Annotated in this window: 20 protein-coding genes; 8 read left to right on the top strand and 12 right to left on the bottom strand. The window is 60.8% G+C overall.

Annotated features, from left to right (window positions below):
- Positions 1-63: 63 nt before the first annotated feature.
- Positions 64-6,306, bottom strand: coding sequence for an alpha-2-macroglobulin family protein (locus EI291_RS03435; protein WP_125417981.1), 6,243 nt, complete (start codon positions 6,304-6,306; stop codon positions 64-66).
- 269 nt (positions 6,307-6,575) lie between these two features.
- Positions 6,576-7,148 carry a DinB family protein gene (locus tag EI291_RS03430; protein ID WP_125417979.1) on the bottom strand — a complete coding sequence of 191 codons (573 nt, stop codon included), beginning with the start codon at positions 7,146-7,148 and terminating at the stop codon, positions 6,576-6,578.
- A gap of 126 nt (positions 7,149-7,274) precedes the next feature.
- Here EI291_RS03430 and EI291_RS03425 point away from each other — a divergent pair, with 126 nt between their 5' ends.
- Positions 7,275-8,252, top strand: a complete 978-nt coding sequence (locus tag EI291_RS03425) for a hypothetical protein (RefSeq protein WP_125417977.1) — start codon at positions 7,275-7,277, stop codon at positions 8,250-8,252.
- Between the two features lie 79 nt (positions 8,253-8,331).
- Complete coding sequence (locus tag EI291_RS03420) at positions 8,332-9,393, top strand: ComEA family DNA-binding protein (RefSeq protein ID WP_125417975.1); 1,062 nt, start codon at positions 8,332-8,334, stop codon at positions 9,391-9,393.
- Positions 9,394-9,468: 75 nt separating this feature from the next.
- On the opposite strand, the gene EI291_RS03415 is transcribed toward EI291_RS03420, so the two are convergent.
- Positions 9,469-10,254 carry a phosphatase PAP2 family protein gene (locus EI291_RS03415; protein WP_125417973.1) on the bottom strand — a complete coding sequence of 262 codons (786 nt, stop codon included), beginning with the start codon at positions 10,252-10,254 and terminating at the stop codon, positions 9,469-9,471.
- A 170-nt stretch (positions 10,255-10,424) separates the two neighbouring features.
- On the opposite strand from EI291_RS03415, the gene EI291_RS03410 reads away from it, so the two are divergent.
- Entirely contained in the window at positions 10,425-11,297 is an 873-nt protein-coding gene (locus EI291_RS03410; RefSeq protein WP_125417971.1) for a hypothetical protein, read from the top strand.
- A gap of 54 nt (positions 11,298-11,351) precedes the next feature.
- On the opposite strand, the gene EI291_RS03405 is transcribed toward EI291_RS03410, so the two are convergent.
- Positions 11,352-12,269: a hypothetical protein gene (locus EI291_RS03405; RefSeq protein WP_125417969.1), complete on the bottom strand. Its 918-nt coding sequence runs from the start codon at positions 12,267-12,269 to the stop codon at positions 11,352-11,354.
- Between the two features lie 137 nt (positions 12,270-12,406).
- Here EI291_RS03405 and EI291_RS03400 point away from each other — a divergent pair, with 137 nt between their 5' ends.
- Complete coding sequence (locus tag EI291_RS03400; protein ID WP_125417967.1) at positions 12,407-12,598, top strand: cold-shock protein; 192 nt, start codon at positions 12,407-12,409, stop codon at positions 12,596-12,598.
- A 72-nt stretch (positions 12,599-12,670) separates the two neighbouring features.
- Here EI291_RS03400 and EI291_RS03395 read toward each other — a convergent pair whose 3' ends face one another.
- Both EI291_RS03395 and ricT read right to left on the bottom strand, forming a co-directional pair.
- Positions 12,671-13,159, bottom strand: a complete 489-nt coding sequence (locus EI291_RS03395; protein ID WP_125417965.1) for a gliding motility lipoprotein GldH — start codon at positions 13,157-13,159, stop codon at positions 12,671-12,673.
- Between the two features lie 11 nt (positions 13,160-13,170).
- Positions 13,171-14,742, bottom strand: coding sequence for a PSP1 domain-containing protein (gene ricT / locus EI291_RS03390; protein WP_125417963.1), 1,572 nt, complete (start codon positions 14,740-14,742; stop codon positions 13,171-13,173).
- 395 nt (positions 14,743-15,137) lie between these two features.
- Between ricT and EI291_RS03385 the strand changes: the two genes are divergently transcribed.
- Complete coding sequence (locus EI291_RS03385) at positions 15,138-15,944, top strand: M57 family metalloprotease (RefSeq protein ID WP_125417961.1); 807 nt, start codon at positions 15,138-15,140, stop codon at positions 15,942-15,944.
- Positions 15,945-16,309: 365 nt separating this feature from the next.
- Here the strand turns inward: EI291_RS03385 and EI291_RS03380 are convergent, their stop codons facing one another.
- The 6 genes from EI291_RS03380 to rsfS all read right to left on the bottom strand — a co-directional run bounded on the left by EI291_RS03380 (position 16,310) and on the right by rsfS (position 24,322).
- Positions 16,310-18,931: a S8 family serine peptidase gene (locus tag EI291_RS03380; RefSeq protein WP_125417959.1), complete on the bottom strand. Its 2,622-nt coding sequence runs from the start codon at positions 18,929-18,931 to the stop codon at positions 16,310-16,312.
- Between the two features lie 350 nt (positions 18,932-19,281).
- Positions 19,282-20,115, bottom strand: coding sequence for a hypothetical protein (locus EI291_RS03375; RefSeq protein WP_148103372.1), 834 nt, complete (start codon positions 20,113-20,115; stop codon positions 19,282-19,284).
- 58 nt (positions 20,116-20,173) lie between these two features.
- On the bottom strand, positions 20,174-20,962 hold the full coding sequence (locus EI291_RS03370; RefSeq protein WP_125417955.1) for a UDP-2,3-diacylglucosamine diphosphatase: 789 nt from the start codon (positions 20,960-20,962) through the stop codon (positions 20,174-20,176).
- Positions 20,937-21,599: a LutC/YkgG family protein gene (locus EI291_RS03365; RefSeq protein ID WP_125417953.1), complete on the bottom strand. Its 663-nt coding sequence runs from the start codon at positions 21,597-21,599 to the stop codon at positions 20,937-20,939. The genes EI291_RS03370 and EI291_RS03365 overlap by 26 nt, the downstream gene beginning before the upstream one ends.
- Before the next feature lie 113 nt (positions 21,600-21,712).
- Positions 21,713-23,827 carry an ATP-dependent zinc metalloprotease FtsH gene (gene ftsH, locus EI291_RS03360; protein ID WP_125417951.1) on the bottom strand — a complete coding sequence of 705 codons (2,115 nt, stop codon included), beginning with the start codon at positions 23,825-23,827 and terminating at the stop codon, positions 21,713-21,715.
- A gap of 99 nt (positions 23,828-23,926) precedes the next feature.
- Positions 23,927-24,322, bottom strand: coding sequence for a ribosome silencing factor (gene rsfS / locus EI291_RS03355; protein WP_125417949.1), 396 nt, complete (start codon positions 24,320-24,322; stop codon positions 23,927-23,929).
- 42 nt (positions 24,323-24,364) lie between these two features.
- Here rsfS and EI291_RS03350 point away from each other — a divergent pair, with 42 nt between their 5' ends.
- From EI291_RS03350 to EI291_RS03340, 3 genes are all read left to right on the top strand, one after another.
- Entirely contained in the window at positions 24,365-25,129 is a 765-nt protein-coding gene (locus EI291_RS03350) for a biotin--[acetyl-CoA-carboxylase] ligase (RefSeq protein ID WP_317127639.1), read from the top strand.
- Between the two features lie 70 nt (positions 25,130-25,199).
- Positions 25,200-25,391 (top strand): hypothetical protein, encoded by a 192-nt coding sequence (locus EI291_RS03345; RefSeq protein WP_125417945.1) that lies wholly within the window; start codon positions 25,200-25,202, stop codon positions 25,389-25,391.
- A 178-nt stretch (positions 25,392-25,569) separates the two neighbouring features.
- Complete coding sequence (locus tag EI291_RS03340; RefSeq protein WP_125417943.1) at positions 25,570-26,208, top strand: T9SS type A sorting domain-containing protein; 639 nt, start codon at positions 25,570-25,572, stop codon at positions 26,206-26,208.
- Positions 26,209-26,445: the final 237 nt, after the last annotated feature.

Raw genomic sequence — 26,445 nt, 5'->3', positions numbered from 1 at the left:
AGTGGCGGTTTACGGCAAAACCCCGCGTACTCTGTTTCAGCACGCAATAGCGCTTCCCTCTCCCTACTGCCCGACAATTTGTACCCGCGTGCCGGCCGAGTGGGCCGTAAACTCGGGGGCGTACAGGCACTGCAGCTGCGAGAGGCCGCCGGAGAAGTTTCCGGCCTGGGCCGCCCGCAGGCGGTACTCGAAGGTGTGGGTGCCCTTGGGGAAGTAGCTGATGAAGAAATTGGTGGCTGCGTCGCGGGGGCTCTCGTAGTAGCCCAGGCCGCTCTGGTAGCGGTAGCCGGAGGTCTGACCGATGAGCTCCAGGCCGGCGGCGCGCTGGTCCTTCATGTGCACGTACTCCAGGTCCCGGTCGGCGCGCAACACGAGGCGCACCACCAGCACGTCGCCCACGCGCAGGGGCGTGGCGGCGGTGAGGGGTTCCAGCACGGGGCCGGCGGCGGTGCGCTGCTCCCGGTACAGGCGGCGCTCCAGCTGCAGGCCACCCACGGCGGCCGTTACCTTATCGGGCTGCTCGAAGTACTGCCAGTACAAGCCGCCCCAGGCCACGCCGGCGTCGGGCTTCTGCACCGTTATGCGGCCCTGGGCGGGCTTGATGTCGGCGGCGGGCCAGGTTACTTTGTAGTAGCCGGTGCCGGCCTGCTGGCTGGTGGGATGCACGGGCTTCCCTCCTACCGTTACCTGCAGGGGTTGGGTGGATTGCAGCCAGTTGGAACCCCGCAGCAGCAAAGCGTAGCAGGCATCGGCGGTGGCGCGGGTGCTTTCCCAGTTCTGCACGCGCTTCTGGCTGAGCAACCACAGCTTCATCTCATCCACCGATTTCTGGTCGCTGAGCACCTCATCGAAGGCTTCAATGAGGGTAGCCTGGGTTTCGGTGGGGGCTTCGCGCCAATAGTAGCCGCCGCGCACGTCTTTCCAGTACATGCCCAGCTCGGGCGAGTGGAGGGCGTTTTCCTGTAAGGCTGTGAGAATATTTTTGACGGCGGCGGGCTGGGTTTTGGCGCGGTGCAATGCCAGTGCCATCAGAGCCTGCTCGTAGCGGGTGCGGCCCGGCCAGTAGGTGGCGGCCTGCTGCTGGTAGTACGCCTGGGCCGGCTGGGCCTCCTTTCGCACGGCCAGCGCGGGCCAGAAGCTGCGGGCGTACAGGGCCTGCACCTGCAGATCGGCGAGGTGGTCCTGCTTCAGATCTACCTTGGGCTGCTTGCGGAGCTGGGTGTAGTCATCCTGCAACTCCCCATCCAAGTAGGCCACAGCGTTTTGCAGCATTTGGCGGGCGGTGGGGTCCTGCCCAGCATCGAAAGCCCCCAGCTTCTGCAGCTTGCCGAAGCCGGCCACGATGAGCTGGGTGATGTACCGGTCGGCGGGCATGCGCTCAAACCAGGGGAAGGAGCCGTCGGGCAACTGCATCTGTTTCAGCTTAGTGAGGGCGCGGGCGGTTTCGGCTTTCAGGCGGGGCTCATCAAACAACTCGGCGAGGCGGCGCATCCGCTCGGTTTCGTTCTGGGCGTCGCGCACCCAGGGCGTTTCCTGCAGCAGTATATTTTTCAGCTCCTGGTTTTGCTCCAGCTTGCTGGTAAGGACGGCTTTGTCGCCGGACTGGGTGGCGCGCTGCCATTCGGCCAGCGTGGTGCGCAGCTGGGGGTTGCTCTGCAGGATTTTAGCGGCCAGCAGGTTGGCGTAGAGGCGGCTGAAAGTCTGCTCCGAGCACTCGTAGGGGTACTCCATCAGGTAGGGCAGCGCCTGTACGGCGTACCAGGCCGGGTTGGGCGTCATTTCCAGCGTGAGCGAGTAGTTGCGGCGGGTGCCGGAGGTGGTGCTGGTCAGCTTCTTCAGCTCAAACTCCCGGGTAGCCGGCCCCACCACCGCCAGCGGCAGAGTTTCGGTTAGCAGCACCCGGTTCGGTAGCACCGGCAGCGTGTTTTCCTCGCCATCGGAGAAAGTTTCTAGTTGCTGGTTTCTAGTTGCTTGTTGCTCGTTTTTGGCCTCTTTACGGGCCTTTCGTCCAGCTTTTAATTTTTCGTTTTTAATTTTTAATTCCTCCGATTTTCCTTGTGCTACTACCCGGTAGGTAATGGCTTCGAGGGGAAGCTGGCCTTCGGCGGTTTCGGGGATGGTCAGCTTCCAGCTCACGGCCTGGCTTTGGTTGCCGCTGAGGCTGAAGCTGACCTGGGCGGGGCTTTTGAGGAGCTGGCTTTCCAGGGGCTGCTGGGTACGGGCGTCGAGCAGGAGGAGCTGGGCGGTGCCGCTGAGGGCCTGGGCGGTGAGGTTGCTGAGCTTGGCCGAGAAGGTCAGCTGGTCCCCTTCCCGGAAGAAACGGGGGGCGTTGGGCGTTACCTGCAGGCTCTTTTGCGTGACCAGCTCCCGGCGCAGCAGGCCGGTATGCAGTTGCTGGTCGTGGGCCAGGGCCAGCAGCTGCCAGCGCGTCACGGCTTCGGGCAGCTGGAATTCCAGCACGGTTTCGCCCTGCGCGTTGGTGCGCACGGCGGGCATCCACAGGGCCGTTTCCCGGAAATCCTTGCGGGCCTGCACGGTGCTGAGGTCGGGCTGGGCAGCGGGCGGAGCAGGGGCAGCTACAGCGTCGGCCGCATCACCAAACCTAGGAGAACTGACAACACCTTTCTTCTGCGCAAGGGCCACAGCACCCCGCAGCATTACCCGGCCCGCCGGAGCTGCTGCTACTGGATATGCCTTGGTCTCAACTACTTCTTCCACTACGAGCGTGTGCTCTGAGGTATACCCCCACAAGTTCAACTCTGGGTATAGCACACCATCTGGATAGCCAACGTACGACTGCCCGTCAAACAGCTCCTCTCCTTCCTCCGTGCCGAAGCGACCCTGCCAGGCCAGTGTGGGCGGGAAGTAGGGTCGGTAGAACTCCGGGGCGGTGAAATCGTGGGGGCGGAATACGTCCAGCGACTTATCGTAGAGCGTAGCCAGCAGTTCGGCATCGGCGGGTTTACCATTCGTTTGGTGGATGGTGACGCGCCAGGTTTCCTTCTGGCCGGGCTGCAGCTTATCGCGGAAGGTGGCAATGCTGAGCACCAGCGGGGCGGGCGGCGTGGCTACCTGCACCTGGGCCGTGTGGGTGTAGAGGCGGTTGTCGCGCACCTGGGTGAGGTGCACGTAGAGCTGGGTTTCGCCGAGGGCGGCAGGCACGGGCACTTCCACCACGCGCTGCTCACCGGCACGAAGCGTCAGCCACTCGTGGCGCAGGGTCTGGCCCTTGGCCTCGGCTTCCAGCAGCACGCGGGCCCCATCCAAAGAGCTGCCCACCAGGAAGCGGGCCGTCTGGCCGGGCGCTATGCTATCCTGCAAGGGCACAAACCAGTCGGTGGTAGGCACGGGCAACGTGGTGGCGGCGGGGTCGAACAGGGTGAACCGCTGCTCGGCGCGGGCCTCGGGCTGACCAGCGGCGGCCGAAGCGGCCGTGGCTTCCAGCAGGTAGCGGCCGGGTTGCTGGGCCACCAGGGCCGTTTGCAGGGCGGGCAGCAGCGGGGTTTTATCGGTGTCGAAGTCCTGGGTGAGCACCAGCGTGCGGGCCCAGGTGCTGTCGTTGTCTTCCCGGCCGTAGGCATCCAGCGGGAAGCGGCGTTTAAATTCTTCCGGGCTCAACGCTTCCTGCGCGGGCTGCTCCCAGAGGCGGGGGCGCAGCGGCCGGGCGGGGGGAGTGAGGCGGTAGAGGCGCAGCTGGCCCCGGGCGGGCTGGGCCTCGCCGGCGGCGTTGGTGCTGAGGAGGCGGGGTGTGGGCAGCTCGGCGCGGTTCAGCAGCTCGGGCAGCTCCAGGCGCAGCGTCAGGGCCTCGGTGCCCAGGCTCACACGCTGGGTGCCAGTGCGGGTTTCGCCGGCGGCATCCGTCACGTCGGCCGTTACCTCGAAGGCGTAGCCGGGGCCCCAGCCGCCGCGCTTGCCCTGTTTCCGGTCCTCGCCTTTGGCAACGAAGGTGATGGTAAAGCCCCCGGCCGAATCGGTGCGGGCGGTGCCACTGAGGATTTCCTGCTCGGGCCGGCCGCCGCCGTAGATGCCCCGGCCGAAGAAGGGCCAGAACGTGCGCCGCACCACCCGGTAGCTCACCGTGGCCCCGTCGATAGGCTGACCGGCGTAGGCGGTGGCCTTGCCGCGCACCGTTACAGGCTGCCCCAGCACCGGGGTGCCCTTCACCGGCTCAAACGTCACCTGGAACGTGGGCCGCTTGTAGTCTTCTACGGCGAAGCTAATGCTGCCAAACTGGGTCTGAATCGTCATTTCCCCATTCATCAGCCCCGTCGGCAGCACAAAGGAGCCGTGGAAGGAGCCAAACTCGGAAGTGACGAAATCGAGCGACTTGACCATCTGCCCGTTCACATCCACCAGCCGTAAACTCACGGCCCGCTTGGTCAGCAGCTTCGATTTGCCGGCTAGCGTTTCCGTCAGAATCCCTTTGAAATACACCGTTTGGCCCGGGCGGTAGATGGCGCGGTCAGTGTACAGGAAAGTGCGCAGTTGGGCTTCTTCCGGCCTAGTGTGCTCATTGTATCGAGAGTAGAAATGACCTAGGTCTTCCGTCCAGAGCGAGTCGGCACCCTGGCTCAACAGGGCCGGATTGAACTGCGTGTAATCTGACGAGGTGCTTACTGGAATCTTCACCTGCCCTTCGGTACTGGTTTGCGTAGGCTGTCCGCGCCGCACTTGATGACGACGAGCCTCCTGATTGTAGGTAGTTAGGAACGGTAGCACCTGCACGCCGGGCCGGGGGGCACCGCTCTGGCGGTGCAGTACCAGCAACTCGGGACCTTCGGTGCGGTCGGCGCTGCGGCGCACGTAGCTCAGCTCGCTTACCTGCACTTGGCTGTAGGCCGTTACCGCGCCGGCTTGCTCTTTGGTGGGGTTGCTGGCGGCGGTGCTCAGCACGATGAGGTAGTGCCCCAGCGGCAAAGCCGGGCCGGCGTGCTGCACGGTGTGGCTGCGGAAGTCCCGGGGGCCGGGCACGTCCAACGTCCAGGTAGCGGCGGGTTGGGCCGCCAGGGCGCGGGCGTAGCGCTGCTGCCAGGTTTTATCCTCGTACAGTTCGGGCCGCTCCAGCTGCCGCAGCACCTGGGCATTGCTGATGCGGTAGGCCGTGGCGTACAGGCGAGGGGCGTTGCGCACCGTCAGGCGCAGCTGCCAGGGCTGGTTGGGCAGCAGCACGTCCTCAGTGGTGAAGGCCAGCTCCATTCGCTCCTGGCGCTGGCGCAGGGCGGCGGCCTGTTGCGCGCCCCGGGATTTTGGGAACTGCTTCTCGGCAGCTACGGCCAGCGCGTGGGCTTTGGCGGGGTCGGTTTCTTCCCAGGTACCGGCTTCCAGCACCCGCAGCTCCGTGCTGATAGGTAGGGCTTTGTACGTCTCGGCGGCGCGGGCCAGGGCAGCGCGGTACAGCTCGGCTTTGGTGGCTAGCGTGGCATGCTCGTGCACGAATTCCAGCCGCAGCCGGTCGGCGTCGGCCAAAGCGGCGGGGTTGGCGGCGTCCTGGAGGCGGAACGCCAGTAGCTGCTGCATCACCTGCAACGCGTGGAACTGCCCGTTCAGCGAATCGGCGGCCGGAGCCGTCAGCTTTAGGCGGGCAAACTCCGGGGCGGGGCCGAACAAAGCGGCGTCCATCAGCTCGAACTGCTGGGCGGGCTTGGTGATATACAGCTCATCGTTGCCGAGACCTTCCACGGCGCGGTGGGCCAGCAAATCGTAGAGCGTGGGGCGTAACGCGCGGCCTTCGGTGCTGCCGCCACGGCTGAGGTAGCCCAGCGTGGCCAGTTTCAGCTGCTGCTGGCGGCGGGGCTCCTCCTGCACCGAGGCGCGGTAGTGCTGCACCACCGCCGCGCCGAGACGGGCGGCATCCCAGGTGCGCAGGTCCTGGCGGCTTTGGTCGGCGGTGTCGGGTTTGGTGCGGGTCCGGTCGTAGAGCTGGTAGCGGTGGTTGTCGTAGTAGCGGGCGTAGAGCTGGGCCAACAGGCTATGCAGCACCGGCCGGGCCGGAAACTGGGCCGTTTGCAAGTCCTGCTCCACCAGTTGAATGGCCTGCACGTCGGCTTCTTCCTCCCGGGCTTCCAGCAGGCGCAGCTTGTATAGCAGCGTGCGCAGGTGCTCGGGGGTATTCTGCTGGCGGCGGGCCTGCTGGTAGAGTGGCTCCAGCAGTTTGGCGGCCGAAGCCGTCTGGTCGCGGGCCAGCAGTTGGTCAATCTTTTTCCAGGTGGCAGGACTGGGGCCGCCCGCGCCGGGCGGGGTCGTCTGGGAGGAGCCGGTGGCAAAGAACATCAGCAGGACGAGTACACTTAACAGGAAAGGACGCATGCAGTAGGAACGAATGAGCGGGGCAAGTTGGTAAAAACCCAGATGCTAGGCTGAGCCGGATTCCATACGGATATCAGCGAAATCTTCGGGCATCAACTAAAAAAGTCCCGCCGGCACACAGCCGACGGGACTTTTTTGATAATAGTGAAACGTCATGCTGAGCTTGTCGAAGCATCTCTACCGCTTCGTTGAATGCTATCTAACGGAGCGGTAGAGATGCTTCGGCTGCGCCCAGCATGACGTTCTTCTGGTTCTGATTCAACAACTCCTTACAGCTCCCGGCTGTCCAGCACCCGCTCGGCCTGACCGATGTGGCGCTTGATGTGCTCTACCAGCAATTCCAGCACGTCCGTCAGGCGCGGAATCAGCAGCGGAATAATGGGATTGGGAATGCGCACGGCGTTGGCATTGATACGGCGGGCCTGCTCGATGAGGTTGCTCAATTCATCCAGCTGTCGGCTGAATACCTCAATAACCGTACGGGGCAGCCGGGAGCCGCTGGGCGCGTATTGTTGCGGGGCTTTCATGGGTTTCTCGGTGGCCGAAGCCCGCATGGCCTCCGTCATTTTCCGGCCAAAAAAGCCGTGGGCTACCGTATCAGCTGGTGCGGAGCCTCGCTCTTTGGCGGCTTTTACTTTGCGGTTGATAACCGGTAGATATAACCCACCCACAATATTGAGGTGCTCCAGGCACTGGCCTACGCTCCATTTGCCGGGTCCGGGTCCCCGGTTCAGCTGGTCGTCGGTGAGGGGGCGGAAGCGGCGGTTGGCCACTTCCCGCACCCGCTCTACATCAGCAGCCAGGGCATCCAGAAAATCGGTTGTACGGGTGGCAGTGGCCATAGGAAATAACGAGTGGGTAGGCAGAATATGGTGTAATGATACGGGCCCGGCGCGGTTTCGGCAATGCAAACTGCCATTTGGCCGAGTGTTTTGCCGAATTTACGACGCGGGCGGTACTTTCGGGGTATGGCATTGTCTTTTCTGCGGGCCCTGGGTGGCTTCTTGTTGGCTGCTTTTCTTTTTGCAACGCGGGCGGCCCACGCCCAGGCCGTACCCAATCCCGGCGAGAACATTGCCTTTCTGGTCACCTTCGGCAATCAGGCCGATAAAAGCTGGGGCGACGACGATTTCACCCAGACCTTCTTTTTCCTTGTCCCGAAGGAGAACCGCCAGCCCGTGTATATCCGCGTGTTCGACCCCGACTGCGGCGGCCAGTACGACGAGGCCAAGTTTGGGTGGAATACCACCACCGAGTTCAGCCTCTACGGCGGCCCCGGCACTCACTCCGCCCCCGATGCCCGCGCCACCGAGCCCAAAGGCCAGTTCCGGGCGGGTACGCTGCTGAAGCAGGTCAAGTTCGGAGCTGAAAAAACCTACGACAACAAGTGGTATACCTTCGGGCCACTGAATCCGCTGGAAGGCGAGTTTGTGAAAGAGTTTGACGGCTACGTGTTCAAGCTCATTGCCCAGGGCAAAGCCGGCGACGACGGCAACCTGTACCGCTACTTCCTAAGCACCTCCCCTACCCAAAACGTGCCCGTGGAGGGCGGCAACGCCTTTACCTACGAGTATAGCTTCCGTCTCTCGCCCCAGAAACGGGCCAAAACCCACCTCTATCCTTTTGTGAATGACCAGGTGGTCAGCATCAAGCAAAGCAACTTTGATGTGGATGGCGACGTGGGCCTGAAGATCTTCAGCGTGGCCAAAAACGGCCACCCCGCCAAGGTGAGCGAGGATAACGTGTGGGCCAGCAGCACCCACCAGATAGCGGAAAAGGAGCACGGCCTCTCCCTGGACCTGCAGCTCACGTCCCTCACCAAAGCTACCAACGACCTGGTTTTCTACGTCACGGATCAGTACGCGGTGGCGCTGCCCTTCTTCGCTATTCCGCTGGGCGGCCCGCCGCGCTACCGCTATGAGGTGGACGTGAAAATCAGGAAGTAAGCGCACGGGCGCGGCTTGGTTTTGTGGGGATTTCCTTCTAAACTCAGGAGCCTTATTTGCTACTAACGCTTATCCTGTTATGCCTGCCCCCGCCCAGCGCCCGGCACCTGCTCAACCGCCCGTACCCCGCCGTTCTGTTCTGCAGCCGCTCCAACGGAGGCTGCGCCGCTACTTCGGCTTCTCCCGCCGCGAAACGTCCGGCTTTGTCCTGCTGCTGCTACTGATGGTGCTGTGGCTGTGGCTGCCCACGCTGCTGCGGCCGGCCCTGCCGCAGTACAACCCGGCCGCGGATCAGCAGCAGCTTAATCAATGGGCCGCCGAGCTGGCCGCGCGCCGCACCACGCGGCCCCGGTCTACCAGCCGCTACCCGAAGCGGGCCTACGCGGCCCGTACCCGGGTGCCGCAGGTGGCGCTGGCCCCGTTCAACCCCAACGCCTTTACGGCCCTCGACTGGCAGGCGCGGGGCTTGCCGGTCTGGCTGGCCGAGCGGCTGGTGAAATACAGAACCGCAGTGGGCGGCTTTAAAGCCAAGGAGCAGATTCGTAAAGCCTACGGCCTTTCCGATACCACCTACGCCCGATTGGCCCCTTACATCCAGCTACCGGAGCAGCTGCCCCCGCACGAGGCCGGAACCTACGCCCGCACGCAGCCTGGCCAATATCCTAACCGCTACCCCGACCGGAAGCCGTTCGAGGCTACGCCCGGCCGCTTTGCCCGCAAGCCGACGCGGCTGGCTGCTTTTGATGTGAACACGGCCGATACCACCCAACTGATGCAGATTCGGGGAATCGGGCGCGGCTATGCCCGGCGCGTGGTGGAGTACCGGCAACGGCTGGGTGGCTTTCTGCGGGAAGATCAGCTTGCCGAAATCTACGCCCTGCGCGACGCCCCCGACCTGGTGGACAGCTTGCGCAAGTACACGTTCGTAGCCCCGGGGTTTGCGCCTGCTTTTATTGATGTGAACAATGGCTCATTTGAGGAGCTACAGGCGCACCCGTACGTGGGTAAGCGGCTGGCGCGCGTGCTGGTGGCGTTCCGGCAGCAGCACGGCCCGTTTCGCCAGCCCGCCGACCTGCGGCAGATCCGCGTGCTGGATGAGGCTACGCTTGAAAAGCTGCAGCCATACCTGATGTTGCGCTGAGGCCATAACTTTAAGATGGTAATGAAGTAGGTAGAGCCAAGCCGCCAAGCCTTACCGCCCCGGGTAACCGTCAGGTCAGTTGTGAAGCATCAACACGGCTCCCACGGTGCCGCCGGGAGCGTACGTAGGTACTAATAGCAGCTTCTGCCCCAGCTTGCCGGGCAGCAACCGCGCCGCCGCCGGGTACACGCGCCACACGGCTTCGGCCGAGAGAAACCCGATGCCGGCTCCGGCCAGTACATCCGTTACCCAGTGCCGGTTGTTGAGCATGCGCATGGCCCCGGTGGCCGTAGCCACGCTGTAGCCCGCCACCGATACCCAGGGGCGGTCCTTGCCAAACTGCTCATGCAGCAGCGTGGCCGTCATGAAGGCCTCCGCCGTATGCGCCGAAGGGAAAGAGCTGAAATCAGCGGGGTTGTCAGGGCGTTGCGTGCGACTGATGTGTTTCAGGTGGCTGACAATACCCGTACTCAGGGCGTGCGACAAGCCGTAGCACACGGTAAATGGCACCACGCCCCGATCCCCCTTCATCCCAACCGCATACAGCCCGTACGCCCCCCAAATGGGTAAATGCCGCGAGTAATCATCGAGGCCGGTGTGAAAATTGGGAAAATGTTCGCGGGTTTCTTCGTGTACTTCCTCCTTCATTTCATCCAGCACATTCTCATTGCGGCTGAGGTAGCCCAGTGTTACGAGTGTTACGGGCACAGCCACCCGCCACACGGCCGGCCGTTTCACCCAAGCGGTAGCCGGCAGCAGACGGGCCGGAGCAGCCACGGAGTCGGGGGCGGCGGGCACCTGGGCCAGAGCCGCGCGGCTCACTGCACAACAGCCGATAAGTACAGAAAGAAAGGTGCGCATACCAGGCAGCCAGCGAAGTGTGAGGAGGTTCCTGCCAACAAGATACCGGTTTACCCCGCCAGACCCTAACGGCCGAAACCGGTAAAATTCCCAATTTCGGCGGCTGAATTCACCTGCTCGGCGTAAGCTGACAGAAACTCGGCTGATGTAGGCGGCCGGCCCCGTTTGCTATGCTTGTTTTCGCACGCTTCTCTATTTCCCTTCTGCTGGTTTCGGTCGTGGGCTGCTCCTCCGACCAGGGCCGTGGCTCCTTTGCCGATGCCACTGACCAATACACTGTAACTGAAATTGGCCGTATCAACTCCCGCGCCCGGGAAAGCTCCGGCCTGGAAAACGCTGGCCCCGAAGGCGACCTGTGGACCCATGCCGACGGGGGCAATACGGCCCGTCTTTACCGCGTAACGCGTCAGGGCGACCTGTTGCAGGCCCTAGACCTGGAGCCGCTGCAGAATATCGACTGGGAAGATCTGACGCAGGATGAAACTCACCGCCTTTACATCGGCGACTTCGGGAACAACCAGAACAAGCGCCGCAACCTGCGGGTGTACCGGCTCAGCGGCCCTGAGCTTCGGCAGGTAGATACTATTCATATCACTTATCCCGATCAACACGCCTTTCCGCCCCGCAAGCCCCGCCGAAACTTCGATTGTGAGGCCTTTTATTATTATCAGGATAGCCTCTACCTCTTTACTAAAAACCGGGGTACCAGCGGCATGGTAAAGCAATATGTGGTGCCCGCCCAGCCAGGCCGCTACACTGCCCGCCTCATTGACAGCCTGCGCCTGCCTACCTGGGTTACCGCCGCCGATATTAGTCCCGATGGGCATCGGGTGGCACTATTAGGGGCCGGTTACGTATTTCAATTTGAGCGGATGCCTGGCCGCCGACTGTTTGATGGGCTGAAAACCACGGTTGCCATTCCGAAATCCGGACAGGCCGAAGCGCTGGTATTCATTAACAACCACGATTTTATTTTCAGCAACGAGAAAGGCCGACTGTTTCTCACTAGTCGGAAATCAACCAGCCTGCCAACTCAGCAGTAAAGCTGGCGCAGGCAGGCTGGTTGATGGTAGTACAGTGACAGACTGTATATCCCACTAGTCAGGAGAGCCGGAATGGCCGGGGGCAGCACCGTAATCCGGCGACTGTTCAACCTGCGTACGGTCGTCCGAAGCACCGCCGTAATTTCGGGCTCCATCTTTCCGGTCGAAATCACCCCGGGCAGGTGAGCCGCTTGGCTGATCGGGAGCAGCGGCATCGTACTCATCGTTATAGGAGCCGCCTTTGGAGCCAAAGCCCTTTTCAGTGCCGCCTTGCGCGTCGGGTGATCCGGCAGCAGTGTACCCGCTGCGAGGCCCGGTGGCAGGCGCTCCTTCGGCTTCGTCGGCCGCATCCTCCGTGTTGTTTGTAGGTGCCGCGCCGGTGCGCAGGCCCTGCGGCCCGCCTTCGGGGTGGTTGGGGGTATAGTCTTCGCGCTGATTGCGCCGGCCGGCATCAGGCTGAGCATCGAAAGCAGTTGTGCCGCCCAATGAGGAGGTACCGTAGTTAGCCGCAAAGCCAGAGTCAGGACCCTGGGGTGCGGCATTATCGTTGGCGAAGTGGGTGCCCACCGCGGAGCCTGCCGGCACTGCTGCCCCGGCGGCCTGCGTCCCAAAGCTGCCATTCTCTTCGGAAGCAATTCCGGCCGGGCGCTGCTCCCGCTCGCCAATGTAGCCGGTAGTAGCCGCCGGTGTATCCACAGTACCGGCATAGGTGGCCGTACCCCGGCTGGCCTCATTGCCGTAGCCGCCCTGCGTAAGTCCCTGGTCCGACTGCCGCCCAAATTCCCCCCGACTGGCTCCGGCTACTTCGTTTTGCTCGTGGTTGGCATCCTCGGCAAACGGTTGCTGGCCGGTAGTATTTGCGGGGGTGTGCAGCTCGGATGGCATACTGGCCTCCGGAGCGGAAGAAGGGGTAGGTTTCTGATTGGCCGCCTGCTCGTTGGCGGGCGTATCGGGAGTGGTTGCGTCAGACATGGTGCGGCGAGACAAGTGAAAACTACCCGTTTCATACGCAGCCTACGCCAGGGCGTTCCGCTCACAGGCTTTTGCCAATCTGGAAAACGGTGTAGATTTACCGCCATTCTTTCAACCCACAACCGCTTACACCCGCTATGAAAACCGGCAAAGTGAAGTTTTTTAATGAATCGAAAGGCTATGGCTTCATCGTCCAGGATGAGAATGGCCAGGAGATTTTCGTGCATCAAACCGGCCTGGTTCACGAAATCCGGGAAAACGACCGTGTTTCTTTCGACGTGATTGACGGCCGCAAGGGCCAGAACGCCGTGAAGGTGGAGCGGATTTAGCTGCTGCTCCATATGCCATAAAAAAGCCCATTGGTGCATCCAATGGGCTTTTTTATGGCATATGGAGCAGCATTATGGACGCTTCACCACCCGCACACCCACGGCCATAATACCGCGCAGTTGGTCCTGGCGCATGTACTGCTCCAGCATAATCTTGTAGGGGCCCGTCTGGTGAAACTTCTGGTTGGGCAGGGCCAGAAACCGGTGGTCGAAGATGTCGCCGGATCCGTCGCCCCGGGGTTCCCCGGTCTGGGGGTCCATCAGCAGCATCTGGTGCAGCAGCCGCGACACAGGCTTGCCATCGGGCCCGGTCAGCGTGTGCCGCACGTAGAGGTTGTAGTACTCATAATCGGCCGCGTTCCGAACGTTGAAATACACGTCGTACCGTTGCGTGGTATCCGGAATTTCGAACTCGAAAGTCGGCTTGTCCTGTACGGCCCACACGTAGGCATCTCCCACGGCCGACTTCAGGTCCTGGTTCTTCTCGTAGATCTCATTCGGGTTGCAGGATGCCAGCAGGCCAACGAACAGAACCGGAGTTAAACGGAGCAGAAAACGCATAAAAACACGGATTAGGAAGCAGTTGGCGTAGATCCTTCAGCAGCACCGCCCCTACCGGAGCGGCCGCCCCGACGACCAGAACGCCCCCGGCGTCCTTCGCTGCCCTCGCCACCCGAACGCGCCGCGCCGCCGGAGGTTTCACCGGCCGCGCGCGGCGGCCGGCTGCTCGCCTCCCGGGTGGGCCGGGGCGTATCAGAGGGCGGGCTACCACCTTCGGCGGAGCGGGGAGTGTCAGAGCGTTTGCCTTCGCCGCGGCCACGACCACGGCGGTTGAGCGGCCGCGCGGCGGCTCCACGGGGCCGGGCGCGCTCCTCCGGAGCATCAGCCCCGGCAGTTTCCTCAGGTGCTTCGGGTAGGCTGGCGGCCCGGGGCTCAGGAGCTACTCCTGAACGGCCGGAGCGCCCGGCCCGGCCCGGCATGCTGGCTGCGGCCGGAGTTGCTACCTCATCGCCCTTCTTCTTTTTGCCACGCTTGCTGCGTTTAGAAGCCTTGATCTTATCATCGAGGCGCTCCAAGGAGCCTTCTACGATGGCCGTTACTTCGGGGGCTTTTTCTTCCTCCCGCACGGGTGGCAACAGGCTTTCGGGCTTTTCGCCGCGCTTGTTCATCTCCAGCACTTCCCGCACCCGCTCCGTGGGCACTATCACCCAGTTGTTGTCGCCACGGATGGCAAACCACATCTTGCGCTTGAAGATGTCGGTCTTCTGCAGCATATACTCGCCTTTCTCCGTGAGTAAGGGGCGCTGCACCTGCGGAATGTCTTTGAGCGCATCCAGGTACGTATCCAGCTCATAGTTAAGGCAGCACTTAAGGCGCCCGCACTGGCCCGAGAGCTTGGCCGGATTCAGACTCAGGTTCTGGTAACGCGCAGCGGTGGTGCTTACGCTCTTGAAATCGGAGAGCCAGGTGGAGCAGCACAGCTCCCGTCCGCAGGAGCCAATGCCGCCCAGGCGGCCCGCCTCGTGGCGTAGCGAAATCTGGCGCATTTCTACCCGTACGCGGAATTCATCGGCCAGACGCTTGATCAGGTCCCGAAAGTCCACCCGGTCGTCGGCGGAGTAAAAAAAGGTGGCGCGGGTACGGTCGGCCTGGTACTCTACGTCGGAGAGCTTCATTTTCAGGCGTAGCTCATCTACTACGGCCCGGGCCCGGAACATAGTGCCGGTTTCCAGGTCGCGCACGGCCTGCCACCGTTCGGCATCCTGCTCGGTAGCCACGCGCAGAATGGGCCGGATATCCTTGGAGTCCAGGGGCACTTTTTTCTTCTTCATCTGCAAGCGCACCAGTTCGCCCTTCAGCGACACGTGGCCCAGGTGCCAGCCATTCCCGGTCGCTTCCACCACTACGGCATCACCCGTAATGAGTGGCAGGCGGCTTTTGTTGCGGAAGAAATCCTTGCGGCCGCCCTTGAAGCGGACTTCTACAAGGTCAAACTCTTTAAAGTCGCTGGGAACATCCAGGTCCTGGAGCCAGTCGAATACATTAAGGCGGGTGCAGCCACTGCTACAGCTGCCTTTAGAGCCGCAGCCCTTAGCAGTAGTAGAGCAGCCCCCACCGGAGGAGGAGCAGGATGAGCAAGCCACGGCTTGGAAGATCTATGGTAAAGCGGCCGGGAAAGGGAGCCGCACGAAATCGGTTGTTTACAAAGATAGAGAAATAGCCGGGGCCGTGTCTGAGCGTAAAAACCGGGGATCCGCAGCATATTTTTTTTTACCTGCTGATCCACCACGAAACCAGTCCGAACGAGCTTGTATCCCCCCCCTGCGGCCACGCCAATTTCAGGGCCTCAGGCTGTGCAAATGCTATTTTCATTAAAAATTCATAAAGCCATATAGTACTATTCACCACAGCCCAGCAAACTCAACCATAGACAAAAACTGCGTATATAATTTTGATAATTATACAGGCAATATTTTGAAATATCATCAATATAAACCTATGTTTACCACGTTCTTCAACCAATCCACAACCAAAACACATGAAAACACTTAAAGTACTCGCCCCGCTCGCTATGCTGGCAGTTGCCAGCCTGTCGCTGTCTTCGTGTCAGGAAAAAGCCAATGTTGAGGTAAAGAATGAAATTTCGGAATCTACCATGGCTCAGATCAAGGCACTAGGCTTCACGACGGCTGGTGCCCAGAAGGTAGACGGCGGTGTGCGCGTAGAAGGCGACATCTTGCTGACCAACGAAATGCTGGCCAGCAAGCCCGATTACAAAGTATTGCGCGTTGGTGAAGATGAGCAGTACCGCACGACCAATCTGGTAACGCGCCTGCCCCGCACCCTGACGGTTACGCTTATTGGCAGCTTCCCCTCTGCCTACGTATCGGCCGTTGATGAAGCCATCCGCCGCTACAACGCCGAAAATCTGCAGCTGCGCTTCACGCGCATCACGTCCGGCACTGCTGATCTGCCCATCACGTCGCAATACCTGGGTGCCGGCGTACTCGGTCAGTCGGGTGGCTTCCCCTCGGGTGGCAACCCTGCTCCCGGCTTCAAACTGTCGCCTTCGGTAATCAACAGCACCAACGTGGGCTACATTGCTACCATCATGGCACACGAGATGGGCCACTGCATTGGTCTGCGTCACACCGACTACTTCAACCGTGCATATAGCTGCGGTGGCGCTGCCTCCAACGAAGGAGCCAGCACGGTTGGTGCTATCCTCATTCCCGGTACTCCTTCGGGCGCTGATCCAAACTCGTGGATGCTGGCCTGCGTGGGGAACGGCGTTAGCCGTCCGTTCAACACCAACGACCGGACTGCCCTCAACTACCTCTACTAGGCTACCCAGCTTAGCGTAAACACAAAACGCCCCCGACTCAGCTGAGTCGGGGGCGTTTTGTGTTTACGTACGGGCGGCTCACTCTGCCGTTTACCTGCGTTACCGTGAGGAGCGATTCAGACAGCCATCAGCACGGCACAAGAATATTCCTTTGGGTGTCATCATTTGCATGAAACTGCTCAGCTACGACATGCAGCTACGCCCCTCGGCACTGCAGTTGATTCATCCAATTGAATTACAACATATTACTTATCATAATAGCTTCACGCAAATCGTTTACCGATGCGGCCGGCGGCAACCTGCAGGGTGGAATACCGGGAGTTGAGTAACCTCCGGAGCCGTTTTTGTACAGCCAACCGGCTGGCTTATAATATCAGGATGCGCCGGGTAATTTCGCGGCCACCCGGTATGCTTATGCGCAGCAGGTAGGTCCCGGGCCGCAGACCATGTGTATCCAGTGCTTTAATAATGCTGTCGTCGGTGGTCAGGTCACGTTGCAGGTGGCCTACCACATCAAACAACCGCACGCGCAACGCTTTATCGGGAGGCCCCACCACAGTAAGTGGTTCTCCGGCGGTTACAGGCACCGGATACACCTGCACATCGGTCACAGTTGGCACGAAATACACTTCTTCCACTTGACTATACACCGTCTGGCCGGTGCTGAGCTGTAGCCGGACGCGGTACCCCGCCCCACCAGGTAGCGGCTGCGGATCGGTGAGCCGCGTGGCGAGCGGCAGGTTGGTCGTGAGGGTCTGCACGCTGGTAAAGCTGCCATCGGGGTTGCGGCGCTCCAGTGCAATGGTCTGGAGCCGGTAGGTGGTGCCCAGTATCAGATTGAACTGCACCGTGTCCATTACTGCCTGCCGGGGCAGAAACGAACGGATGTAGCAGCCATACTCAGCCTGCGTGACATTTACCGTGCTGCCTCGCTCACCGGTGCGCCCCCGGATAACCGGGGCTACGGCATAGTACCGGGCCGCAGCCTCAGCGGGCGTAAGCAGCAGCATTGTATCCGACAGCAGCCGGAAGGGCTCCAGTTGGGTGGCCCCCAGCACATATACCTGATAGTGCGACGCGCCGGGCACCCGGTTCCACGTAAGCAGGGTGCCATCGGGGCAATTGTAGCCTACATCCAGCATGAGGGGGCGCGCCACGAAAAATGTATCCGACTCGGTGGCGCCTGCGCCGGTCAGGAGCCGCAGCTGAGCAACTTCGGTGGTGGCGGGAGCCGTCCAGCGGAAGGTTTGCTGGGCCAGGTCCAGCGAAGGGCTGACTACACTCCAAGCTGTCTGCCCGATGGGTCGGTACTCCAGCCGGGCTGCCGTGGCCGGCCCCGCCCACTGCCAGCGCAGCAGCGCCGACTCGGCCGCCCGCAGGTTACGGGCTTTGGAAGGATGCACCCACGTCAGGTCCGATTCGAACTCGTAGGTAAGGCTGTACGCCTGTGGGCCCTGCGCCACCCGAAATCCACTGATCTGCACCATATAGGCACCTGCGGCCGACGGATTCTCCAGGGTAATCTGCTCCACATTGTCGCGGTGGTTGGGTCGGCGGCGGGCGGGCAGCGCCAGCGAATCGAGGTGCGGATACGAGCTGAGCGTCCAGGGCTGCCATACCTGCGTACCGTTCCTGTCCACCAGGGTCATATCCAGGTCATTTACCAGCGCGGTAGCCGCGTTGGCAGCCGCTTCCGGGTCGGTCCAGGCCAGAGTGATTTTCAGGCGGTGGGTACCGACCGGCACCGGAATAGATATTCCCTGCCTGTCGCCCTGCGTAATTGTTCCTTCCCGAAAACGACCTTCCAGCATTGTTTTCACGGCTCCCAGCGCGTCCAGCTGGCCATAGCCCGCCGTAAAGTCCACATTGGGGCGGCCGGTGTCGTCGGCCGTATTCAGCAGCACCGCTTTAACCAAAGCAGCTGAAGGCAGCGTCCCGTACCGCTCCTTATAGGCGTGCTGCGTGAGCAGACTAGCTCCGGATACCAGCGCAGCGGCATCGGAGGAGCCCCCGTCGCCGAAGGCTACCAGTTCGGGCTTCACGCGGCCATCGGCGGCGGGGCCGCGGGAACTGAGCGGCGCGACTTGGCCCAGGGCATCGGTAGCGCCCACGCTCAGGCTGTTTTTGGAATTCTTGAACTCGCCAGTAATGTTGCCGGTACCCGCCAGGCCCGCGTACGTACCAGCTGGTCCCGGCTGGTTGCCAGAGTTGCCGGCCGAAAACACGTGTAATAGGCTGGGATACTGACGGGTCTGCTGGTCGTAGGCACGGGCCTCCTGGCCGTAGAAGTTCTCCACACTTACCCCGTACGAGTGGTTCTGCACCGATACCCCCTGCGCCGCCAGCCCCGGTCCATCGTCGGGCAATAGGTTATCATAGCTGGATTGAGCTATCCGGGCCTGCCAGGCCGCCCCTTTGCCGTTGGGAGAGGAATTACCACCGCCCGCAATCAGGGTAGTCATGATGGTGGAGTGCGAGTTCAGCAACTGGGCCTGCGGATCGGGATTTACCAGACGCCCTTTGAAGTCAATATCATTGATATCTAACGGACTTTCCTTTACTGAAACCGTAAGCCCCTGACCCGTAATGCGGGGGTAGCGGGCGTGCACAGCGGTTACTTTGTTGGCCGTAAGGTCGGCACCGTTGAGCTGGCGCTCGGGCCGGGCGGGTCGGTCAGCGGCCTGCACAAACCCTACCCAGGGGCAGGCCGCCAGCACCGAGGCGGGCACTTGCTGTACCCGCAACAGCCGGGCGTAGCCGGCCTCGGGCCGCACTACAGCCTGCGGATACGCCTGACCCAGCCACTGCCGAAAAGCCGCCTCATCAGTAACGCTTACCCGCAGCACCCGGCGCGTGGTGCCGACATCCAGACCGGGTGCCAGCCGGTTGGCAGAGGGCATTACCTTTTGCTGCGCCCACGCCGCCACTGTGCTTGTGCTAAACAACAGGAATAGCGTGCCAGTGCGGCAAAATTCGGCAATGGACATACGGGCAGAGTTGGTTGTGACAGAGCAGAGTGGCGGCGGGTAGCCACCAAGGCGGCTACTTTCAAATGTAGGCAGAAATCAAGCGGCTCGTTTCGCCCAGGGGCTGCCAACCAAGGCGAAATTTTGGCATTGCAACTCGTTGCACCGCAGGCTTCACCAACAAGGCCAACGAATGGATAACCTTTTGCTTTCCCAATGAAAACTGTTGTCGGTAGCCGTAGCACCACGGCCTGCATCAATACCCATCTTAGCAACCCTGGCCCCTGCAATCAACTTCTAGTTGTTTCCCGCAGAAGAAGGCTACGTTACTACTTGCGTTTTATCCGGGAGTAGCCTCTCAGGCGGGCAGCCTACATTTTGTACACCTGCACTCCCGTAGGTAAGCTCAGATACAGGTACTGCTCACTCATCAGCACTTGCGTGGCACCCGCGACGGGTAACCGCAGCATCCGCTCCTGGAATGTGTATAAGTGAAAAAAATGCACCTCGTCGGCGGTCTGATAATAAAGCTCGTCGCCCCGGAAGCCCACGTGCGTCAGACCAGTGAACGGTAGCTTTTTGCGGTAGTTGCCCAGGTTATCGAACACATATACACCGCTGGTGCGGTCCACCAGGTACAGGTTGTTCTGATACTCGCGCAAAAACCGGAAATCGGGCCGGGAGCGGCCAATCAGCAGATCCAGCGGCGTGGTAATGGTGAAGCGCTTCTGGTTGACGTCTAGTTGCCGCAGCGTCAGGTCCGATTCGTTGAGCAGCCAGAACCGGTCGTCGGGGGCCAGTGTGGCCACGCGGGCCTGCCCGTCGAGATACTCCGGGAGGGCCAGCTCCGAAATAGGGGCCAGAAACCGGTCAAGAAGCACCAGTTGCTGCCGGTCATCATAAAACACCAGCACTTTGGCCGTATTCCAGGCTTCTACCTGCATAGTATGGCCTGGCTGCGCCGGCGAGTACGTATTCAGGGCCTGCCCATCGGGACTGTACTGATGCAGGTTGTTTTGCGCATCCGTCACGTAGAAATTGCCGCGCCGGTCGAGGGAAGCGGCGCCCGGCTGCGGCAGGCTGATGGTGCGCACCAACTGCCACCCTGCGCCGGCTGGAGCAGCGGTGCCGGGCAAGCTCACCACCGGAGCCGCCTGCCCGGCCGGAGCAACAGAATCGGCGGCCGGGGCAGTAGTCTGAGCCAACAATTCAGCTACCGGCAAGACAAGCAGTGCCAGCGCGGCCCCAGTGCATTTCCACCGGCTAACGGACCGTTTCATAATGCCGAAGTGCCAGCTGTTGCCCATCATATACGCCGTAGGAGCAATAATTGACCCATTCTCCCAGGTTCACGTAACGGCTGCCGGGAGCTACTTCCACATCCAGGGGTAGGTGGCGATGACCGAATACATAATACTCGTGGGGAAACTGCTGCTGCACTTCCCGGCAATAGGTCAGCAGCCACTCATCTTCGCCGAAATACTGCTCGTCGGCCACGCCGTTCTGCAGGCGGCTGTGCCGGCTCCAGCGGTTAGCAATGCCAATGCCTAGGTTGGGATGCAGCCGTGCAAACAGCCATTGCGCCACCGGCGAGGCAAATACCCGCTTCAGCATTTTGTACGTGTGGTCGCCGGGACCCAGGCCATCCCCGTGGCCGATGTGGAATTGGTGCCCACCGATGCGCTGACTCACCGGGTGCCGCAGGATCGGAATATTGAGCTCCTGGGTGAAGTAATCGAACATCCACATATCGTGGTTGCCGGTGAAGAACGTCACCGGAATACCGGCGTCCGTGAGTTCCGCCAGCTTACCCTGCAGCCGGATAAACCCACGCGGAATGGCGTGGCGGTACTCAAACCAGAAATCGAAGATGTCGCCCAGCAGGTAAATGGCCGCCGCGTCGCGGGCAGCCGCGTCGAGCCAGCGCACAATACGTTGCTCCCGCTCCCGGGAGCGGGCTGCATCGGGGGCACCCAAGTGAAAATCGGAAGCAAAGTACACCCGGCGGCCGGGGGGCAAAGCCAGGTCAGGTAGTTGCGGCGGGCGCGTCATCCAGTAAAAAGAGCACAATGCTGCGCGGGCCATGCGCGCCCAGCACCAGCGTTTTTTCAATATCCGCCGTGCGGCTGGGTCCCGTGGTCAGGGACATCATGGAGGGCAGCTTGTCGGTCCCGTACTTTTGCTGCAGCAGCTTCAGGCCATCGGCAATGTCGGTTACCACCTGTGAGGTGCGGGCCAGAATCAGGTGCTGATCGGGGTAGATGCTCAGGCGGCGGCCACTACCCGTAGCGGCCGATACCAGCACACTCCCGGTGCGGGCCACCAGGGCCTCACACGTGGTTAGTCCGGCTTCCGCGTGGTCCTGAAAATCGGTTTCGTCGCCTTGAAATACGATGTTGCCCTCGTGCAGCAGCTTTTTCAGCTCCGGCTCCCACACGTACAGGTACTCCAGGTTTTTCTCCTGCTTGTAGGCAAAGAGTTGATCGTAGAAGTGCTCTACCGACTCACAGAAGAAAAAAACACCCCCCACCCGTACAAAGCTTTGGGCGAACAGCACCGCTAGGTCGTCGCCGGGAGCGGGCCGGGGATGCAACGGTTCCGCAAAATCCGGCCGCTCCGGCTGCGAAGCCGGCTGGCGTAACGATTCCCGAATGCGGCGCAGCACTATATCACGCGAGGTATCCGACATGGCAGTAAAGGTACGGGGTTTCGGGCGGGGCTGAAATCAGGAGCAGAAGGTAGCACGCAAAAAGAAAAAGCCCGCCGTTGCGGGCGGGCTTTTTCAGAAATTCAAGCAACAGCTTATACAGGTGTCACTGCAGAACCGTTTGGCTCGGAAGGAGCATCCGACGGGTTTGAGTCGTTGGGTACGCCGGGCAGGTTAAGGTCGGGCAGGTCATTACCCAGGGGCAAACCGGCGTGTTCCTGCTTCCGCTCGCTCAGGGTTTCCGAGCGGTCGGTGCCCGCCATGTGGGCCTGATACGTCGTCTGACTGTCGAAGGGACGCTTGCCCACGAGACGCTCCAGGTCATCCTGTAGCAGGATTTCCTTTTCCAGCAGCTCTTTGGCCACTACCTCCAGCTCGTGCCGACGCTCGGTCAGCAACTCTTTGGTACGAATGTACGCCTGCTCGATGATGGTGCGAACTTCCTCGTCAATCATCTGCGACGTGGCCTCCGAATATGGCTTGGTAAAGCCGTATTCGTTCTGGCCTTTCGAGTCATAGAAGGACACGTTGCCGAGCTTGGCGTTCATGCCGTACATCGTTACGATGCTGTAAGCCACCTTGGTGATGCGCTCCAGGTCGGATAGGGCACCGGTCGAAATCTTGCCGAATACGAGTTCCTCGGCAGCGCGGCCGCCCAGTGTCATGCACATTTCGTCCATGAGCTGCTCGGTGTTGTACAGGAACTGCTCGCGGGGCAGATACTGCGCGTAACCCAGGGCGGCCACACCGCGGGGCACAATGCTCACCTTTACCAACGGGTCGGCGTGCTCCAGGAACCAACCGGCAATGGCGTGGCCGGCTTCGTGGTAGGCTACAATCCGCTTTTCACCGGGGCTGATGATTTTATTTTTCTTCTCCAGACCGCCAATTACGCGGTCCACGGCATCGGTGAAGTCCTGCATGGTCACCATCTTCTTGTCGCGGCGGGCGGCAATGAGGGCGGCTTCGTTGCAGACGTTGGCAATTTCGGCACCGGCAAATCCGGGCGTCTGGGCGGCCAGCTTCTTGGCTTCCACATCGGGACCCAGGGTTAGCGGCTTCAGATGCACGTTGAAAATCTGGGTCCGGCCGTTGATGTCCGGCTTGTCGATGCTGATTTGCCGGTCGAAGCGGCCGGGACGCAGCAGGGCCGAGTCCAGCGTATCGGGGCGGTTGGTAGCGGCCAGAATGATAACCCCGGAGTCGGTACCGAAACCGTCCATTTCTACCAGCAGCGAGTTCAGCGTGTTTTCCCGCTCATCGTTGCCGCCCGGCATATTGCCTTTGCTGCGGCTGCGGCCAATGGCGTCAATCTCATCAATAAAGATGATACACGGCGCTTTGGCTTTAGCTTGTTTGAACAAATCACGTACCCGGGCCGCGCCCACGCCCACGAACATCTCCACAAAGTCAGAGCCCGACAGGGAGAAGAAGGGCACGTCGGCCTCGCCGGCTACGGCTTTGGCCAATAGAGTTTTACCGGTACCGGGAGGACCTACCAGCAACGCACCTTTCGGGATTTTACCACCCAGAATGGTGAATTTTGAGGGGTTCTTGAGGAACTCCACAATCTCCTGCACCTCTTCCTTGGCTTCTTCCAGACCGGCTACGTCTTTAAAGGTGATTTTCACCTTGTCGCCACCTTCAAACAAAGCCGCACGCGACTTGCCGATGTTGAAGATCTGGCCACCGGGCCCGCCGGCTCCGCTCATGCGGCGCATCAGGAACCAGAAGCCAACGAACAGCAGAATCATAAAGCCCCAGGTAGTGACAAAATCACCGTATCCCTGGTCCTGCACCACTTTCAGGCCTACCTGCCGGTCCGGCGGAATAGTAGCCTGCAGCTTGTCGAGGTCTTCCTTGAACGTCTTACCATCTACTACCAGAAACCCGTATTGCGGGCCACCCTGGTTGAGGGCCAACGGGCCCCGGGTGCGGAGGTCATTGCTATAGGGCGGTTTTTTGGCGGCATCCGGCTTAAGCGTTACCTCCACCTGCCGGCCATTGAGCGTTACGTCGCGCACGTCGCCGTTCACGAGCATCTGCTCAAACTGCTTCTGGGTAATATCTTTCGGCGGGTTGCTGCGCGAAACGTACACCATCCCCAGGATGAGTACCACTAAGCCAACCAGCACCCACAGCTGCATACCCGGCCGAGGAGCAGGGTTAGGCAACGCAGGCTTTTTCTTTTTGGGCGTCGTATCAGACATGTATTGAGGTTGCTAGAACAAAAAACAAAGGCGGAACACGCCAACCGCGCGTTTGTTGGCGAGCCCACCTGCCTATAGCAAGACGTAAACGGCCGCAGTTTACTTTACGGCCGCCGGAGTTACTTCGTCTTCCACGTACGTAATTTCGGCATCGCCCCACAGTTCTTCCAGCGCGTAGAACTGGCGCCGGTCGCGCAGGAAAACGTGTACGACTACATCCACGTAGTCGAGCAGTACCCATTCCCGGTTCATGCGGCCTTCCGTTTGCCAGGGGTTCTGGCCGGTGAGCTTTTCTACTTCTTCCTCGACGGAGCGCGCAATGGCGTCAATTTGGGTATCTGAAGAAGCCGAGCAGATGATGAAATAATCCGCAACGGCATTTTTGAGGTCTTTCAGGTTGAGCACCACAATGTCGGAGGCCTTCTTCTCCTGCATGCCGCGCACTACTACATCTGCCAACTTGTCCGAATCCTGCCGAACCAGGGTACTTTTCATAGGGTATTGTTAGGTTTGAACGTCACAAAGTACGAAAAACAGGTGGAGGCACTATTCCCCCAAACGCTCTTCACGGGCCAACAGCTTGTCTGGTTGCCCGAATGCCCCTCCACGAACACGGAGGCACAGCTATTGGCTGTCCAAAACCGGGCCACGGATGGTTGTTGCGTGATTACCGACAAACAGACCGCCGGACGCGGCCAACGTGGCAACCAGTGGGAAGCTGCCGCCGGCGAAAACCTGACGATGTCGGTAGTCTGGAAGCCAGCATTTCTGCCCGCCGCCGACCAGTTTCTGCTGAGTCAGGCGGTAGCTCTGGCCGTGCACGACTGGCTGGCCGCGCTGCTCGGCCCCGACCCACAGCTGCGGGTGAAGTGGCCGAACGACCTGTTCTTTGGCAGCCAGAAGCTGGGAGGCATTCTGATTGAGAACACACTCAGCGGGGCAAAGATTCAGCACAGCATCGTGGGGATTGGAATAAATATTAACCAACAACAATTTGCCGTGCCTACGGCCACGTCGCTGGTCACTATTACCGGGCGCGTATATAGTGTGTCTACGCTGGCCGCCCGTCTGCTCGAGAGCCTGGAGCGACGCTATCTGCAGCTGCGCGGCGGCCGCATCGGGGCGCTGCGCACCGAGTATCTGCGGGTGCTGTACCGGTTTCAGGAGGAACATGACTATGAGGCTGACGGGCAGCGGCTGCGCGGGCAGATTGTGGGCGTGGATGAAGCCGGCCGACTGGCATTGGCTACTACCAGCGGCCTGCGGTACTTTGACTTAAAAGAAATTAAGTACCTGCACTAGTTTTCAGGCAACCTTTTGGCACGCGGCTCCGAGTAGGTGGATATGTTTCAGTAATCTACCGCTATCCTCCATGTTTGCTCCCGCTGCCCACCGCCGATCCGCTAGCTCCCGCTCCAGCCACTCTACACTGCTGCATCACCAAACCGAATTTACCAGCTTGGGTGGCGAGCTGGTGCCCTACAGTGTAGGGCAGGCTGCCCTACGCAACGGAAAGGCACTGTTGGTTGGGGGGCTGCTGGTATACGGCGGCACTGCCTTGTAATGCCGTGATTTTAAACCCGGATGCAACGCAATTGTCTGATAACGCATCTGGCTGGTACGTTCACCTGCTGAACGGGCACGATGATTGTCCATGTACGACGGCAGCCGTTGCCAATTGCGTATCTTGCTTACGCAGCGGCGGCCTCCACCAGTTTCTGCACCTTCTTTTCCATTCCCTCATGAAAATTTCTACTCGTCTTACCCTAATGGTGGTTTTGCTGCTGGCCCAGCTCTCGGCCCTGGCAGCCACCGTGACCATTGAAGTGGGCGACAATTATTACAGCCCCGAAAACGTAACCATCAACCCCGGCGACGTGGTGGTATGGCGCAATGTAGGCAGCGGCGTACACCCCACCGTATCGGAAACCAGCGCGTGGTCTACGTTCATCATTAGCCCTTCGAATACCACCAGCACCATTTCCTCGCTGGCGGCCGGCACCACGTACAAATACTATTGCTCGGCTCACTCGTTTGTGAGCAATGGAACGCGTCAGGGCATGATTGGCAGCATTACGGTACGCACGGTGGCCACGCCCACGCTGGCAGCCCGGGACCTCGCTCCTACCCTTTCGGTATACCCCAACCCAAGCCGGGGCCTGGTAACAGTGTCCGTAAGCCAGTTATCAGCGAAAAGTGACCTGAAGCTGCGCCTCAACAACATCATTGGCCGGGAAATCCGCACGGTAGCCGTCCGCCCCGAAGCTGCCGACGGAGGCATGAGCATTAACCTCTCCGATTTGCCTGCCGGCATGTACTTCTACAGCCTGGTGCAGAACGACAAGGTCTTGGCTACCAAACGCCTGATTTTGCAGAATTAGTCCTGACGCTCATCCGTTTCTTCTGTAGGTAAAGCCCTGACCCTGTGGTCGGGGCTTTTTGCTGTTGCGCCGCGCCGCCCACCCGAAAGGGCCGGGTGTTTGGCGGGTTGGTTGAGGTCAGCGCGGGTGTTGGTTGATTTAAGGGTGCGCGGCTCAGTACTTATTCTCTATTTTTGACCTTTCACTGATTTCCTTTCAGACTTACATCCCGTCGTTCAGCAACGGGCCGGCTGTGGT

This window comes from Hymenobacter rigui, from assembly GCF_003944715.1.
Lineage (GTDB): Bacteria > Bacteroidota > Bacteroidia > Cytophagales > Hymenobacteraceae > Hymenobacter > Hymenobacter rigui.
This window is presented reverse-complemented; position numbering and strand designations above follow the sequence as displayed.

Coding starts and splice junctions, on each gene's coding strand:
- EI291_RS03430 (WP_125417979.1), bottom strand. CDS start 7,148: ATGGCCACTGCCACCCGTACAACCGATTTTCTGGATGCCCTGGCTGCT.
- EI291_RS03345 (WP_125417945.1), top strand. CDS start 25,200: ATGTTTGCTCCCGCTGCCCACCGCCGATCCGCTAGCTCCCGCTCCAGC.
- EI291_RS03425 (WP_125417977.1), top strand. CDS start 7,275: ATGGCATTGTCTTTTCTGCGGGCCCTGGGTGGCTTCTTGTTGGCTGCT.
- EI291_RS03370 (WP_125417955.1), bottom strand. CDS start 20,962: ATGACGCGCCCGCCGCAACTACCTGACCTGGCTTTGCCCCCCGGCCGC.
- rsfS (WP_125417949.1), bottom strand. CDS start 24,322: ATGAAAAGTACCCTGGTTCGGCAGGATTCGGACAAGTTGGCAGATGTA.
- EI291_RS03340 (WP_125417943.1), top strand. CDS start 25,570: ATGAAAATTTCTACTCGTCTTACCCTAATGGTGGTTTTGCTGCTGGCC.
- EI291_RS03385 (WP_125417961.1), top strand. CDS start 15,138: ATGAAAACACTTAAAGTACTCGCCCCGCTCGCTATGCTGGCAGTTGCC.
- EI291_RS03420 (WP_125417975.1), top strand. CDS start 8,332: ATGCCTGCCCCCGCCCAGCGCCCGGCACCTGCTCAACCGCCCGTACCC.
- EI291_RS03415 (WP_125417973.1), bottom strand. CDS start 10,254: ATGCGCACCTTTCTTTCTGTACTTATCGGCTGTTGTGCAGTGAGCCGC.
- EI291_RS03365 (WP_125417953.1), bottom strand. CDS start 21,599: ATGTCGGATACCTCGCGTGATATAGTGCTGCGCCGCATTCGGGAATCG.
- EI291_RS03400 (WP_125417967.1), top strand. CDS start 12,407: ATGAAAACCGGCAAAGTGAAGTTTTTTAATGAATCGAAAGGCTATGGC.
- EI291_RS03395 (WP_125417965.1), bottom strand. CDS start 13,159: ATGCGTTTTCTGCTCCGTTTAACTCCGGTTCTGTTCGTTGGCCTGCTG.
- EI291_RS03410 (WP_125417971.1), top strand. CDS start 10,425: ATGCTTGTTTTCGCACGCTTCTCTATTTCCCTTCTGCTGGTTTCGGTC.
- EI291_RS03405 (WP_125417969.1), bottom strand. CDS start 12,269: ATGTCTGACGCAACCACTCCCGATACGCCCGCCAACGAGCAGGCGGCC.
- EI291_RS03380 (WP_125417959.1), bottom strand. CDS start 18,931: ATGTCCATTGCCGAATTTTGCCGCACTGGCACGCTATTCCTGTTGTTT.
- ftsH (WP_125417951.1), bottom strand. CDS start 23,827: ATGTCTGATACGACGCCCAAAAAGAAAAAGCCTGCGTTGCCTAACCCT.
- EI291_RS03435 (WP_125417981.1), bottom strand. CDS start 6,306: ATGCGTCCTTTCCTGTTAAGTGTACTCGTCCTGCTGATGTTCTTTGCC.